We start from the raw sequence: 12,278 nt of genomic DNA, 5'->3' as shown, positions 1-12,278 counted from the left end.
TGTGCCGGCAATTGCAGGCACCAGCTCCAGCTCAGGAGGCCACCGCCATGTTGAAGGAAGCCAAACCCCACATCACCCGGGTCCGTGCCCTGGACCAGCTGCATCGCGGCGACGAGATCGAGGCCCGCCTGTCGGTGGGCCCCAGCTATGACGACGTCATCATCCGCCGCGGCAGCGTCCAGGAGACAGCCCCGGGCATCGGCGTCGTGTGGATCATGGATCATCACACGGGCATGCGCAAGGCCATCAATACGGACGAATGCAGCGTTTGGCGCGTCGCCTGAGCCGGCTAACCGCCGGCCACGGACTGAATGATCAGCACTTCCTGGCCGGCAGAAACTTCCGTTTCCAGGCCGCGGAGACGCCGGACCTCCTCACCGTTCACGTAAATATTCACGTAACGGCGGAGCGCACCCGTCTCGTCCCGCAGCCGCCTGGCGAGCACCGGGAAGTTTCCGGTCACGGAATCCAGCAGCGAACGCACAGTCACCGCCCCGTCGGCGGGTGCAGTCAGTACGGACTGCCCGCCGGCGAGCGGCTGGAGGACACTGGGGAGGACCACGCTGATCTCAGCCACTGCACATCCTCATGCGGGAGCCCCGGCCGGAACCGGCGCTCCGGCCACAATGGCAGCGCGGACGCACAGAACATCGGGCAGGTGGGACGCCACCTCCGTAAAGGTCTCACCTTCGTCGGCGCTGGCATACACCTCGCCGCCGCGCGTTCCGAAATACACCCCGGCGGGTTCTGCGGAATCCACCGAGGCCGCGTCACGGAGCACCGCGTTGAATTCTGACTGCGGCAGCCCGGAGTCCAGGCGCTTCCACGTGGCGCCGGCATCGTCGGTGCGGTGCACGGCGAGCTTTCCGTCCGGCGGGATGCGTTCGCCGTCGGCCTTCAAGGGAACCACCCAGGCCGTGCCTGCCCGCCTGGGGTGCGTCAGCATGACGAAGCCAAAATCGGCCGGCAGGCCCTCCGCTATCGATTCCCAGTTCTCGGCATTGTCATCACTGCGGTACACGCCGTGGTGGTTCTGCGCGTAAAGGCGGCCTTCGACGGCGGCATCCGCCGCGATCTTGTGCACGCACTGGCCGAACTCGGGGTTGGGATCAGGCATGAAGTACGCGGAGATGCCCTTGTTCCGCGGCTCCCAGGACGTCCCGCCGTCGAGCGAGCGGTACACGCCTCCGGTGCTCATTGCGACGTGCACGTTGTCCCCGGAGGGATTGACCACGATCGAGTGGGCGGCTGCGCCGCCGTATCCCGCTCCCCATTCGCTGCGGTGCGGGTGGTCCCACAGCCCGCGGTTCAGCTCAAAGTGCTCGCCGCCGTCGGTCGATTTCCACACTGAAATCGGCTCCGCGCCGGCCCAGACGACGCCCGGGCGGGATTCGGCGTCGGGGTAGATCTGCCAGATGCGTTCCACGGCGGCATCGGTGCCCTCGGGGAACTTGATGGCGCCCTGTTCGGGCTCGGTCCAGCTGGCGCCTAAGTCATCCGAGTGGGCAACGTAGGGGCCCCAGTGCTCGGACCGCACCCCGACCATGATGCGTGTGCGGCCGCCCCGCGTGTCGATTCCGATGCTTGGTATCTCGCTCATCAGGAAGTGCGGGCCGGAAAAGGACCATTGCTTCCGGTCCTGGCTGGTGGCCAGCCAGAGGCCCTTTTTGGTCCCGATCGCTAAAACGAAACTCTCTGAGGCATTCATGCACCCCATGCAACCACTCCGGCGCAGGGGCTGCAATGGTTTTGGACCCCACGGGTTTGGCCGGGGTCCGGCGCCCGGGCGGGTCTAGGACCCGATCCTTGCACCGTCTTGGGCCGTGCCGTCCTGGGCCGTGCCGCCGTTGGGGGCGCCGGCTTTCGCGGCACGCCGGTTTCTCCACCACCGTCGGAGCAGGTCCGCCGCGGCCAGGACTCCGGCCAGGGGCGTGAGGACGGCGGCGGCGTAGACGAACAGCAGCCAGGTCAGCGTGGCGATCGGCGGCTGGCTCCGGCTCAGCAGGGACAATCCGCCGAACAGGCCCGCAACCCAGAAGAGCACCACCAGCGCCAGCACGGCTGCTGCCGGAAAGTACTCGTTCCGCACCACCCTCTTCAAGGCTTCCACCACTGATCCTCCTGCGCCTTGCATCCCCATGAAACCAGTATGCGACGGAGACCCGCTGTGGCGGAGACGGCACGACGAACGTGTGATGAACACAACCGCCGACTGGCATGGCTGCATTGTGTCAGCCCTGTGGACTACACTGAGCTATCGAACATATATTCGAAAAAAGGTGTGTTGTGGGCGTGATCATTGGTCCCCGCGTGGTAGAGGCGGGACTTTCCCTCCGGCTGGTGCTGGCCTCCCCGGTCGCCGTGGCGGCGGGCTTCCCCTCCCCCGCCCAGGACTACTTTGACGGTCGGATCGACCTGAACGAGCACCTGATCAAGGACATCACCAGCACCTACATCGTGCGGGTGGCCGGTGACTCGATGGAACAGGCCGGCATCAGCGACGGCGACGAACTGATCGTCAACCGGGCACTGGAACCGCGCGACGGTTCCGTGGTGGTCGCGGTTCTGGATGGCGAGCTCACCATCAAGCGCCTGAAGATCACCGCGGCAGGCGTGGTGCTCCAGGCGGCCAACCCGCTGTATCCGGACATCGTTGTCCCCGCCTTGGCCGACCTCACCGTCTGGGGCGTGGCCACGAGGTGCCTGCACCATGTCTGAGACACGGCAGCAGATTGCCCTGGTGGACGTGAACTGCTTCTACGCCAGCGCGGAGCGAGCTTTCGACCCCTCCCTCGAGGGTAGGCCACTGGTGGTGCTCTCGAACAACGACGGCTGCGCCGTCACTCGCAGTCCGGAGGCCAAGGCACTGGGGATCAGCACCGGCGACCCGTGGTTCAAGATCGCCCCCCGAGCCAAAGAGTGGGGCCTCGTTGCCCGATCCAGCAACTATGAACTGTACGGCGACATCAGCGCCCGGGTCATGGAGCTGTTGGGGCGCTACTCAGCCTGGCTCGAGGTGTACAGCATCGACGAGGCATTCCTGGGCATCAAGGGCAGCCCCGAACAGGTGGTGGGTCTCGGCCGGACCATCAGGACAGCGGTCCAGCGCAACGTCGGAGTACCTGTCTGCGTCGGCATCGCCGGCACCAAGACGCTCGCCAAGCTGGCCAACCGGTGGGCCAAGAACAACCCCGCGTTTGGAGGGGTGTGCCGCTGGGAATCGATGGCCCCGGAGGCGCGTGATCTGCTCATGTCCCGGCTGCCGGTCTCGGAGGTCTGGGGCGTTGCGGGCCGGTTGGAAAAGCGGCTGAACGCCATGGGGATCTGCTCCATTCTCGAGCTCAGCCGGGCTGATCCGGTGATGGTGCGCGACCGCTTTTCGGTGGTGCTCATGCGCACGGTGCTGGAGCTGCGGGGAACACCGTGCATACCCCTGGAGGAGGAACGCGCGGGCCGGGACCAGCTGATCTTCTCCCGCTCGTTTTCCACTCCCCTGACGTCGATCCCCGAATTTCGCCAGGTCCTGAGCGTCTACGCCCAGCAGGCGAGTGCCCGGCTGGCCCGGCACCGGCTGCAGGCCAAGGTCCTCACCGCGTTCGCCGGCACGTCCCACTACAACGCGAAGGACAAGTCGTTTCCCTCGGTGTGCGTTCCGCTGCCCATGCCCACCTCGGATCCGGTGCTGCTCACAAGGGCAGCCCACGCCCTGCTTCCCGCGATCCGGGACGGCGTCAGATACGCCCGTGCCGGCATCATGGTCACCGACCTGCGGCCGTCCGGCAATCAGCAGCCCCTGGAGCTCTTCACCAACGCGCACGAGGAACGCGGGATCGGCCCGCTGGTGGAGGCGATCAGCCGGAAGCACGGCAGGGCCACGATCGGCCTCGGGTTCGCAGGCTTGAGGAGCGGCCTGGACTGGAGCATGAAGCGCGGCATGCGTTCGCCGCGCTACACGACGCACTGGGACGAATTGCCGGTGGTACGCGCTGCCTGACCGGCCCCGGCGCATGCGTCCGCGAACCAGTCAGTCCACAAACTCAGACTGGGTCTCGATGAAATCCCACTCGGCTTCGGTCAGGACTGCCTGCGGGGTATCCGGTTGTGGGCCGCCGGCCTCGGCAATCCCCTGAATCACGAACACCGGAACGTCGCCGGCCCGCAGGTTCTCGCGAAGCCACTCCTTGCTCTTCAGGTCCAGATCAAGCCACCACATGTGAATCTGCATGGGACGCCGCCTTTCTACGTCTCCAAACTAGGCGCACCAGGCGCGGGATTCAAGGGAAAAATCACCGCCCTTCCACGTGCGCCCACAGCTGCGCAACAGGGCTGAAAACCGCCACTGAGCTGGGCGGAGGTCCCGTGCAGGTCTGGTCTTTCCTGGCGGCGCGGGCACACAATTGACTATGGATGCAGAGCACTTCAGTGGCCCGCCTCCGCTCCTTGTGGGCACGGTTCCGGGCCAGCATCCGGAGGTCCTCCAGACCGCCGTCAGCCTGGCCCAAAAACTGTCTGCCCCGTTGCTCTGCGCCTACGTGGATGAGGCAAGCTACCTGGTTGAGTGGGATCCCGCGCGGTCCGCGCACCGGCTTTCCCTGCATCCGGACAGGGACGACGACGACATCCGCTCCGTAACCACGGAACTGAAGTCGGCCATCACCTCGGCCATCCAGGACGGCGGCCCGGCGTGGACCTTGCGCACGCTGTCCGGGGACCCCGCCCGGGCCCTCGGCAGGCTGGCATCGGAAGTCAATGCTCCCATGATCATTGTGGGAACGCCGGAGCGCGGCTTTGGGCACCGCATAACGGAGCTCCTGAACGGCTCCGTGGCTGCCTGGCTCACCCACCACCAGAGCCGGCCCGTGCTGGTGGTCCCGTTCCGAATGGCGGCGCATCAGGACGTGCCGGAATAGCAGGACCAGAGGCCTGCCAGCACGGGCCGAAAAAGTAAAGTCAAAGTAGTTATTCGAGCCGGTGGCCAACTCGGCTACCGGCAAGTAAGCTGATGACGCAGGCTGATCAGAGCTTGCCCCAAAGACTGCTCCGGAGTGCGTATCCCCCAATAACGCGCTCCGGAGCTTTTTGTTGCCCGAAAGACCTCCGCGGCACCAGATCCTCCCCGACATGCGCACTGCCCGGGCCACAACTTTTCTGCAATCAGACCAGCACTTTCGCATCATCGTGACTTCCCGCACCCTTCTTGACGGATACCCCCTAGGGGTATAGCTTGAGGACATGGAGACTTCCGAAGGACGGACGCCGGCGGCGCCCAGCGAAGAAGCTATTACTGAATCCCCTCAGCACGGCTACACGGGGGACAAGGATGCGTACCTGCGCCGGCTCCGGCGGATCGAGGGACAGGTCCGGGGAATCGCCCGGATGGTCGAAGAGGACAAGTACTGCATCGACATCCTGACGCAGGTCGCGGCCGTGACCAAGGCCCTGCACGCCGTCAGCCTGGGACTCGTGGAGGAACACATCGGCCACTGCGTTGTCGGGGCGGCCTCGGAACCTGATCCTGACCTGCGGGCCGAAGCCATCGACGTGAAGGTCAAGGAGGCGGCGGGTGCCATCGGGCGCCTCCTGCGCTAGCGGCACACCACAACCCACCCAGCTGACCAACCACGTCAGCGCAGCAACGAGGAGCCAGCAATGAGCACCATCTCCACAAAAGTCAACGTCTCAGGCATGACCTGCGGGCACTGTGTTTCCGCCGTTAGCGAGGAGCTGGAGGCGCTGGCCGGCGTCGAGGAGATCAACATCGACCTCAACGCCGGCGGCGTTTCGACCGTCACTATCACCTCCACCCAGAAGCTCTCCCCCTCGGAAATCGGCGAAGCAGTGGCCGAGGCCGGCTACCTGGTGGTGGCCAACGAGGCCTAGCGCCATCTCCCGTTCGCACCAGGAACCACCAGGACCACCCGAGCACCAAGCATCACCAGAGAAGGACCAGTCATGGGCACCGAAAACAGTCCTGCAGGCGACCCCCGCAGGGTGATCGAACTGGACGTTGAGGGCATGACCTGCGCCTCATGCGTTAACCGCGTGGAAAAGAAGCTTGCCAAGCTCGAAGGCGTCCAGGCCACGGTCAACCTCCCCCTGGAAACGGCCCACGTAACAGCCCCGGCCGGCATCACGGACCAGCAGATCACAGACCAGGTGGCCTCAGCCGGCTACAAGGCCCGAATCAGACGACCCGCGTACGGGGACCGATCAGAGCAAGACCACGAGGCCGTGGCGGCCGGGCATGCGGAGCACGCGCCGGCGGGCCGCGAAGACCACATGGCCCACGGCGGCAAAGCGTCAGAGCTCAAGCCGCGCTTGCTCGTGGCCGCGGTCCTGACGGTGCCGGTGTTCCTGATCTCGATGTTCCCTGTGTTCCAGTTCCCCGACTGGGGCTGGGTAGCCGGTGCCCTGGCGCTGCCCGTGGTCAGCTGGGCGGCGTGGCCGTTCCACAGGGCGGCCGCCATCAACGCCCGCCACTTCGCCTCCACCATGGACACCCTCGTATCGCTCGGCGTGATCGCGGCCTACCTGTTCTCCGCCTGGCAGCTCCTCGCCTTCCCCCGCCTGACCGAACATCCGGGCATGGAACAGATGGGCGGCGCTGGTTCCGGCGGCCTGTACTTCGAGGTGGCCAGCGTGGTCACGACGTTCCTTCTCCTGGGCCGGTTCCTGGAGGCGAACGCCAAGTCGAAGGCCGGCGACGCGCTAAGGGCCCTCCTGGATCTCGGCGCCAAGGACGCCACCATCCTGCAGGACGGCACCGAAGTGAAGATCCCGGCGAACCGGCTGGTGGTCGGGGACCTGATCGTGGTCCGCCCGGGCGAGAAGATCGCCACCGACGGCGTGGTGGTGGACGGCGCCTCGGCCGTGGACGCCTCGCTGGTCACCGGCGAATCGGTTCCGGTGGACGTCGGTCCCGGCAGCAACGTCACCGGCGCCACCATCAACGCGTCCGGCTGGATACTGGTCCGGGCCACGCGCGTCGGCGCCGAAACCACGCTGGCCCAGATGGGCCGCCTCGTTTCGCAGGCGCAGAGCGGAAAGGCTCCGATTGCCCGGCTTGCCGACCGCATCAGCGCGGTATTCGTCCCGGTGGTCCTGGCCGTCGCCGTCCTCACGTTCGCAGGCTGGCTGCTTGCCGCCGGGCCGGACATCACGGGGCCGGAACTCCGCGCGGCCTTCACCGCTGCGGTGGCCGTGCTGGTCATCGCATGCCCCTGCGCCCTGGGCCTGGCCACGCCTGTGGGCCTTCTGACCGGCACGGGGCGTGGCGCGCAGCTGGGCATCCTCATCAAGGGCCCGCAGGTCCTCGAGGACACCCGGACCGTGGACACCATCCTGCTGGACAAGACCGGAACCGTCACCAGCGGGCAATTGTCCGTTGACGCCGTGGCAGGATTTGCCCCGTTCACCGGGCCGGAGGTCCTGCGGCTCACCGGAGCGGTCGAGTCGGCGTCGGAGCATCCGGTCGCCGTGGCGATCGCTTCCGCCGCAAGGTCCGTGGTTCCCGCCACGGGCCACCGGTCGTACACCAGCCAGAACGGAAGTGAAGCGGACGACGGCGCCGGCCATCCCGCCGTCGTCGGCTTCCGTTCCGCCCCCGGCGGCGGAGTGGCGGGAACCGTTGAAGGCCGGCTGGTGGTTGCCGGCCGGAGCGGATGGCTGCGGGACAACGGCGTTGGAATCACGCCGGCACAGGATCAGGCATTCCGCGCCGCCGAGGAGTCCGGCGCGACGGCCATTTGGGTGGCCGTGGACGGCGAGGCTGCCGGCATCATTGAGCTGCGGGACACGGTCAAAGAGGGATCGAAGGCGGCTGTGGCACGTCTCAAGGCCCTGGGCCTGCGGCCCATGCTGCTCACGGGTGACAACGCCGCGGTCGCTGCCCAGGTGGCCGCCGCCGTCGGAATCGCCGCCGACGATGTTTTCGCCGGCGTCCTCCCCGAGGGCAAGGTGGAAGCCGTCCGCCGGCTGCAGGCCGGCGGCGCGACGGTGGCCATGGCAGGCGACGGCGTGAACGACGCCGCGGCCCTGGCGCAGGCGGACCTCGGCATCGCGATGGGTTCCGGCACGGACGTGGCGATCGAAGCCGCAGACCTGACCGTGATGGGCAACGACCTTGGCCAGGTGGCCACCGCGATCGAGCTGTCCCGGCACACGCTGGCCACCATCAAGACCAACCTGTTCTGGGCCTTCTTCTACAACGCGGTGGGCATTCCGGTGGCTGCCCTTGGCCTGCTCAATCCGATGGTGGCCGGCGTGGCCATGGCGGCGAGTTCGGTGCTGGTGGTGGCCAACTCCCTGAGGCTGCGCCGCTTCGGCCGGCAGCTTCACCCAACCAGGTAGCAGATCAGGGCGTTCCCAGCGCTGGGAACGCCCTCACCTGCTACTCACTTGGGCGCCCGGTGCCCAAACCTCAGGCCGTCCCGAACCGGACGGCCGCCCGGGCCTTCGCCTTGGCCGCTTCCTCGTCGCGGTCCTTGGCGGGAGCGTGCGTCACCAGGGATTCGAGCAGGTGCTGGGTCACGTGCGCTATCTCGTGCACGGCGTGCTCGAACGCCTCCTCATTGGCCTTGGAGGGCTTGGTGCTGCCGCTGATTTTTCGGACGTACTGCAGCGCCGCGGCGTGGACCTCCTCGGACGTGGCGTGCGGTTCATAGTTGTGGAGGGTTCGGATATTCCGGCACATACCCCCATGCTAGGCTCTGGAACGCCGAGGATCGACCCTTCCGGTCCCGCGTCGGGCGGGGCATCTGACCGTGGGGAGGACTCCATGGGGAGCGCTGCCCATCGACACTCTTCCGGGCCGGAAGATAGTTTTTAGGCAATGGATCTTCCGGACGAGCCGGAGGCCGCTGGGGATGCCGACTGGAATCGGGTCCGTTGATTAAAGGAGAAATGTAATGGCTATTTGGGGTGCAGACATTGCGCAGCTGAAGAACTTGGGCACCAAGCTTCAGGCTGGTTCGAATGAAATCGAGAAGCAGAAGTCCCTGCTGACCAAGGTGCTCGAGGGCACCGACTGGAAGGGCCCGGACGCCGACAAGTTCCGCAGCGAATGGCACGGCCAGCACGCCGCGGCCCTTGCCAAGGTGGCACAGGCGCTGGACGAGGCCGGCAAGCAGGCCAGCCGCAACGCTTCCCAGCAGGAGGAAGCCTCCCGCTAGGCCGGGAACGCACCGGAGGGCCGGACGCAGCAGCGTCCGGCCCTCCGGCATTTAAGCGGTCCGTCCCTGAAGATTTAGGGGACGGGTTCGACGTCGTTCGCATGGTCAAGCTCTGCACACACCGCTGCCCGGTCCCCGGCCTTGTTTCCCCGGAGCTCATCCAGCCGGACGCACAGCACCCCGCCCACGATCAGCATTCCGCCCGCGAGCTGGATGGCACCGGGCAGTTCACCAAGCAGCAGCCAGGCCCAGATCACGGCAAACAGGACCTCGGTGAGGGACACGAACGAGGCAACCTTGGTGCCAAGGGCGCGTGCAGCCATGATCCCGGAGACGTAGGCCAGGACGGTGGCAAGCACCACAAGACCGCCCAGCGGAACCCACCACGGCGTGGTCCATGGGCCGAGTTTGGTGTCGGCCGTGCTCATGGCCATGGGCAGGAGGCCGGTGGCCGCCGTGAGCCACATGACCACGGCGCCCGTCAGCAGCCCGCCCGACGCGAGGACGATGGGGGGCAGAGTGTCGTTCTCCTTGGCCGTGAGGAAGAAATAGATTGCCAGGCAGACGGCCGCGGCCAGGCCCCAGAGCACGCCGACGGCGTCGACCCTCACCGTTCCCGTGAGGTCCAGGACGAGGACCAGCCCACCCAGGGACAGCAGCGTCCCTGCGATGGTAAGGGGCCGCGGCCGCTTGCGGCTGGCCACCCAGAGCCACAGCACGATCAATACCGGGCCGAGGTATTCAAGCAGCAGCGCCACACCAACTGACAGCCGGGCCACCGCGTTGAAGTAGAACAGCTGGCAGCCTGCGACACCGATCAGGCCAAACAGGACAATCGTCAGCCAGTTCGACCGCAGCTGATGCCACCGGCCCCGAAGCGCCGGAATGGCGGGGATTGCGAGGATCAGTGCGGCACCGGTCAGCCGGGCCGTGACGGCGGCCCCGGGCGTCCAGCCGGTTTCCAGCAGCGCCTTGGCGAAGGAGCCGGAAAGCCCGAAGATCGCGGACGAAAAGAGGGCAACACCCAGTCCTGACGCAAGGAAGCCGGTGGCCCTGGCCGTTGCCCCGGCGGGGGCGGCAGCGGGAGCGGCAACGGGAGATGCAACCAGAGCCGGACGCTGGGCCGGAGCCGAAAGCTGGGCGTGCGCCGGCGCCACGGAAGTTAGCGCCGTTTCGGAGCGGTTGTTCGATGCGGGCACGGATGCCTCCCGTCAGGAGTAAAGTGGGGTATTGGTCCTGACACTACGCCCCCGCACTGTAAGGAGTCAAGGTGGTCTTTGCCCCTGACACGGAACTCTCGCTGCGCTTCGTGGTGAACCTCATCAATTCGGCCGCCAACGGCGAGGAAAACCTGGCCACGGTGGAGGCCCTGGACGGGTTCTTGCGGCAGGAGGGCTTTAGCGGGTCCCGCACGCACGATGCCGCCGAACTGGCCAGCGTTCACGCCCTCCGGACGGTACTGGCAGCCCTGTGGACGGCGGATGAGGATACGGCCGTGGCCGGCGTGAACCGGCTTCTGCGCGAGGCCCAGGCGCTCCCGCAGCTCCTCAAGCACGACCAGTGGGACTGGCACCTGCACGCCACCACGCGCGAGGCCCCGCTGGCGGACCGAATGGGCACCGAGGCAGCCATGGCGCTGGTTGATGTGATCCGCAGCAAGGAGATGGACCGCATGCTCGTATGCGCGGCTGACGACTGCGACGCGGCTGTGCTGGACCTCAGCCGCAACCGGTCCAAGAGGTACTGCGACACCGGAAACTGCGCCAACCGGGCGCACGTGGCGGCATACCGGGCACGCCGCGCCAGCGGAGAATAATCAGCGCGGGCAGAGCGTAAACACAGCCGGCGGAGAGGATGCCGCGCCGGCGGAGAGGATGCCGCGCCGGCGGCGACTGTCCGTCGGGCGCTAGGACGATCCGGCGTCGGGCCCGGATTCGCCGGTTCCGGCGGAACCCGGGGCGCCCGGCGCATCCGGGCGTGCCTGGGTTCCCGGGCCGCCATGACCGCCATGCCCCTGCGAGGGTTTCCGGGCCGAGCTCAGATTCACGCCCGAGCCCTTGCCCAGGTGGGCGGCGTTGTCCTTGTAGCTCATGGACAGCATCGCGGCGATGACGAGGGTGACAATGAAGGCGATGCCGGCGGCGGTGAACGCCAGATCAAACCGGGGCGACCGCGCGCTGCCGCCGGAGGCAAAAATCAGCACCGCGAAGAATGCCACCACAGCCCAGAAGGCGGAAAACATCAGTGGTCCCTTGACCGAGGTCCGCAGATTGCGCGGTTCTCCTGGTTTCTGGTGTGCCAAGGTGATTCCTCCCGTGCGGGCGGCGCAATGCGGCCTGCCCGCTGTGATGTGTGCTGGTTCTGAAGGGGTGCTGGTAGCCAGCGGCTGTTCTACAACGAGTAGAACCCTTGGTACTAGTTTACGGCCTTTGCTGCGTGCGCCCGCGCATCATGCCGGAGCGAGAGGCCGGCCAGGATCCAAAGCACGCCCGTAATGATGGCCCCGCCGCCGGCAACCCCCAGCAGCGCATGCGGACCAAGGCCCACGAAGAACGGGAGGGTCCCGGCCGTGCCCAGCCCGATGACTCCGGAGGCCAGCCAGTCGCGGGCCAGCACATGCCGCCCGCGGAACCTGATGCCCAGATACAGCTCAGCCGCCGATGCGACGGCCAGGCCCACAGCGCCAATCACGGCGAACACCAGGCTGCCCTGCAGGAACAGCAGGGCCACGCCGGCACCGGTCAGGGCAGCTCCGCCGGCGGACAGCAAGCGGCCGGCGGGTGCGTCACGGCGGAAACCGGTCAGCGGAATGCCCCACAACAGGATCAGGCCGGTGGCCAGCAGATACACGCCGCCCGTCAGCGACATTCCAGTCTCGGACGGAGCCGCCCAGAACACGGTCACGGCACCAAAGACCAGCGCGGCGGCAGCCCGCAGCAGGGCGGGCTTCCACAGCTCTGCCGAAGGGGCAGGCGCGTCAGATTCGGCAGGCTTAGCGGGGGAAGTCACCGCTCCAGTTTAGTCTCCGAGGGGCGGTCGCCGCGCCGTGGCGGTGGAAAATTGGTGGGTCCCTCACCTGTCTTGGTCGTGATCTGGTGCTCATCGGTG

The 12,278-nt window shown here is 67.0% G+C and carries 17 protein-coding genes; 9 read left to right on the top strand and 8 right to left on the bottom strand.

Translation table 11 applies throughout. The annotated features are described in order from the left end of the window. Positions 1-47: 47 nt before the first annotated feature. Positions 48-284, top strand: coding sequence for a hypothetical protein (locus ACFRAU_RS24540; protein WP_306920070.1), 237 nt, complete (start codon positions 48-50; stop codon positions 282-284). Positions 285-289: 5 nt separating this feature from the next. Here ACFRAU_RS24540 and ACFRAU_RS24535 read toward each other — a convergent pair whose 3' ends face one another. The 3 genes from ACFRAU_RS24535 to ACFRAU_RS24525 all read right to left on the bottom strand — a co-directional run bounded on the left by ACFRAU_RS24535 (position 290) and on the right by ACFRAU_RS24525 (position 2,110). Continuing rightward, complete coding sequence (locus ACFRAU_RS24535) at positions 290-577, bottom strand: MoaD/ThiS family protein (RefSeq protein ID WP_377995884.1); 288 nt, start codon at positions 575-577, stop codon at positions 290-292. Positions 578-586: 9 nt separating this feature from the next. Next, on the bottom strand, positions 587-1,717 hold the full coding sequence (locus tag ACFRAU_RS24530; protein ID WP_377995885.1) for a WD40/YVTN/BNR-like repeat-containing protein: 1,131 nt from the start codon (positions 1,715-1,717) through the stop codon (positions 587-589). Positions 1,718-1,792: 75 nt separating this feature from the next. Then, entirely contained in the window at positions 1,793-2,110 is a 318-nt protein-coding gene (locus ACFRAU_RS24525; protein ID WP_378001813.1) for a hypothetical protein, read from the bottom strand. A gap of 176 nt (positions 2,111-2,286) precedes the next feature. Between ACFRAU_RS24525 and ACFRAU_RS24520 the strand changes: the two genes are divergently transcribed. Together ACFRAU_RS24520 and ACFRAU_RS24515 are read left to right on the top strand one after the other, a co-directional pair. Continuing rightward, on the top strand, positions 2,287-2,718 hold the full coding sequence (locus ACFRAU_RS24520) for a LexA family protein (protein WP_377995887.1): 432 nt from the start codon (positions 2,287-2,289) through the stop codon (positions 2,716-2,718). After that, entirely contained in the window at positions 2,711-3,994 is a 1,284-nt protein-coding gene (locus ACFRAU_RS24515) for a Y-family DNA polymerase (RefSeq protein WP_378001812.1), read from the top strand. The genes ACFRAU_RS24520 and ACFRAU_RS24515 overlap by 8 nt, the downstream gene beginning before the upstream one ends. A 30-nt stretch (positions 3,995-4,024) precedes the next feature. Here the strand turns inward: ACFRAU_RS24515 and ACFRAU_RS24510 are convergent, their stop codons facing one another. Further along, entirely contained in the window at positions 4,025-4,225 is a 201-nt protein-coding gene (locus tag ACFRAU_RS24510; protein WP_377995889.1) for a hypothetical protein, read from the bottom strand. A 178-nt stretch (positions 4,226-4,403) separates the two neighbouring features. On the opposite strand from ACFRAU_RS24510, the gene ACFRAU_RS24505 reads away from it, so the two are divergent. The 4 genes from ACFRAU_RS24505 to ACFRAU_RS24490 all read left to right on the top strand — a co-directional run bounded on the left by ACFRAU_RS24505 (position 4,404) and on the right by ACFRAU_RS24490 (position 8,349). After that, positions 4,404-4,910 (top strand): universal stress protein, encoded by a 507-nt coding sequence (locus ACFRAU_RS24505; RefSeq protein WP_378001831.1) that lies wholly within the window; start codon positions 4,404-4,406, stop codon positions 4,908-4,910. A gap of 322 nt (positions 4,911-5,232) precedes the next feature. Continuing rightward, entirely contained in the window at positions 5,233-5,589 is a 357-nt protein-coding gene (locus ACFRAU_RS24500) for a metal-sensitive transcriptional regulator (RefSeq protein WP_377995891.1), read from the top strand. A gap of 60 nt (positions 5,590-5,649) precedes the next feature. After that, positions 5,650-5,880, top strand: coding sequence for a heavy-metal-associated domain-containing protein (locus ACFRAU_RS24495; RefSeq protein ID WP_378001811.1), 231 nt, complete (start codon positions 5,650-5,652; stop codon positions 5,878-5,880). A gap of 72 nt (positions 5,881-5,952) precedes the next feature. Further along, a complete protein-coding gene (locus ACFRAU_RS24490) occupies positions 5,953-8,349 on the top strand; it encodes a heavy metal translocating P-type ATPase (protein ID WP_378001810.1) in 2,397 nt (798 codons plus the stop codon). A gap of 70 nt (positions 8,350-8,419) precedes the next feature. On the opposite strand, the gene ACFRAU_RS24485 is transcribed toward ACFRAU_RS24490, so the two are convergent. Continuing rightward, positions 8,420-8,692, bottom strand: coding sequence for a DUF2277 domain-containing protein (locus ACFRAU_RS24485; RefSeq protein ID WP_377995894.1), 273 nt, complete (start codon positions 8,690-8,692; stop codon positions 8,420-8,422). Positions 8,693-8,906: 214 nt separating this feature from the next. On the opposite strand from ACFRAU_RS24485, the gene ACFRAU_RS24480 reads away from it, so the two are divergent. After that, on the top strand, positions 8,907-9,170 hold the full coding sequence (locus tag ACFRAU_RS24480; protein ID WP_307098374.1) for a hypothetical protein: 264 nt from the start codon (positions 8,907-8,909) through the stop codon (positions 9,168-9,170). A 74-nt stretch (positions 9,171-9,244) separates the two neighbouring features. Here the strand turns inward: ACFRAU_RS24480 and ACFRAU_RS24475 are convergent, their stop codons facing one another. Then, the gene (locus ACFRAU_RS24475; protein WP_378001830.1) at positions 9,245-10,279 is read right to left on the bottom strand and encodes a DMT family transporter; all 1,035 of its coding nucleotides are present in this window, start codon (positions 10,277-10,279) and stop codon (positions 9,245-9,247) included. Positions 10,280-10,440: 161 nt separating this feature from the next. Between ACFRAU_RS24475 and ACFRAU_RS24470 the strand changes: the two genes are divergently transcribed. Next, complete coding sequence (locus tag ACFRAU_RS24470) at positions 10,441-10,986, top strand: CGNR zinc finger domain-containing protein (protein ID WP_378001809.1); 546 nt, start codon at positions 10,441-10,443, stop codon at positions 10,984-10,986. 90 nt (positions 10,987-11,076) lie between these two features. Here the strand turns inward: ACFRAU_RS24470 and ACFRAU_RS24465 are convergent, their stop codons facing one another. Further along, entirely contained in the window at positions 11,077-11,472 is a 396-nt protein-coding gene (locus ACFRAU_RS24465; protein WP_378001808.1) for a hypothetical protein, read from the bottom strand. Between the two features lie 113 nt (positions 11,473-11,585). Continuing rightward, positions 11,586-12,179: a hypothetical protein gene (locus ACFRAU_RS24460; protein ID WP_377995897.1), complete on the bottom strand. Its 594-nt coding sequence runs from the start codon at positions 12,177-12,179 to the stop codon at positions 11,586-11,588. Between the last annotated feature and the right edge of the window lie 99 nt (positions 12,180-12,278).

Origin of the sequence: Arthrobacter sp. NPDC056691 (assembly GCF_042791415.1) — a bacterium.
In the GTDB taxonomy this organism is placed as follows: domain Bacteria; phylum Actinomycetota; class Actinomycetes; order Actinomycetales; family Micrococcaceae; genus Arthrobacter.
The sequence above is the reverse complement of the archived record's forward strand: the minus strand, read 5'-3'. Positions and strand labels throughout refer to the sequence as shown.

Coding starts and splice junctions, on each gene's coding strand:
- ACFRAU_RS24540 (WP_306920070.1), top strand. CDS start 48: ATGTTGAAGGAAGCCAAACCCCACATCACCCGGGTCCGTGCCCTGGAC.
- ACFRAU_RS24530 (WP_377995885.1), bottom strand. CDS start 1,717: ATGGGGTGCATGAATGCCTCAGAGAGTTTCGTTTTAGCGATCGGGACC.
- ACFRAU_RS24515 (WP_378001812.1), top strand. CDS start 2,711: ATGTCTGAGACACGGCAGCAGATTGCCCTGGTGGACGTGAACTGCTTC.
- ACFRAU_RS24510 (WP_377995889.1), bottom strand. CDS start 4,225: ATGCAGATTCACATGTGGTGGCTTGATCTGGACCTGAAGAGCAAGGAG.
- ACFRAU_RS24505 (WP_378001831.1), top strand. CDS start 4,404: ATGGATGCAGAGCACTTCAGTGGCCCGCCTCCGCTCCTTGTGGGCACG.
- ACFRAU_RS24500 (WP_377995891.1), top strand. CDS start 5,233: ATGGAGACTTCCGAAGGACGGACGCCGGCGGCGCCCAGCGAAGAAGCT.
- ACFRAU_RS24495 (WP_378001811.1), top strand. CDS start 5,650: ATGAGCACCATCTCCACAAAAGTCAACGTCTCAGGCATGACCTGCGGG.
- ACFRAU_RS24490 (WP_378001810.1), top strand. CDS start 5,953: ATGGGCACCGAAAACAGTCCTGCAGGCGACCCCCGCAGGGTGATCGAA.
- ACFRAU_RS24485 (WP_377995894.1), bottom strand. CDS start 8,692: ATGTGCCGGAATATCCGAACCCTCCACAACTATGAACCGCACGCCACG.
- ACFRAU_RS24480 (WP_307098374.1), top strand. CDS start 8,907: ATGGCTATTTGGGGTGCAGACATTGCGCAGCTGAAGAACTTGGGCACC.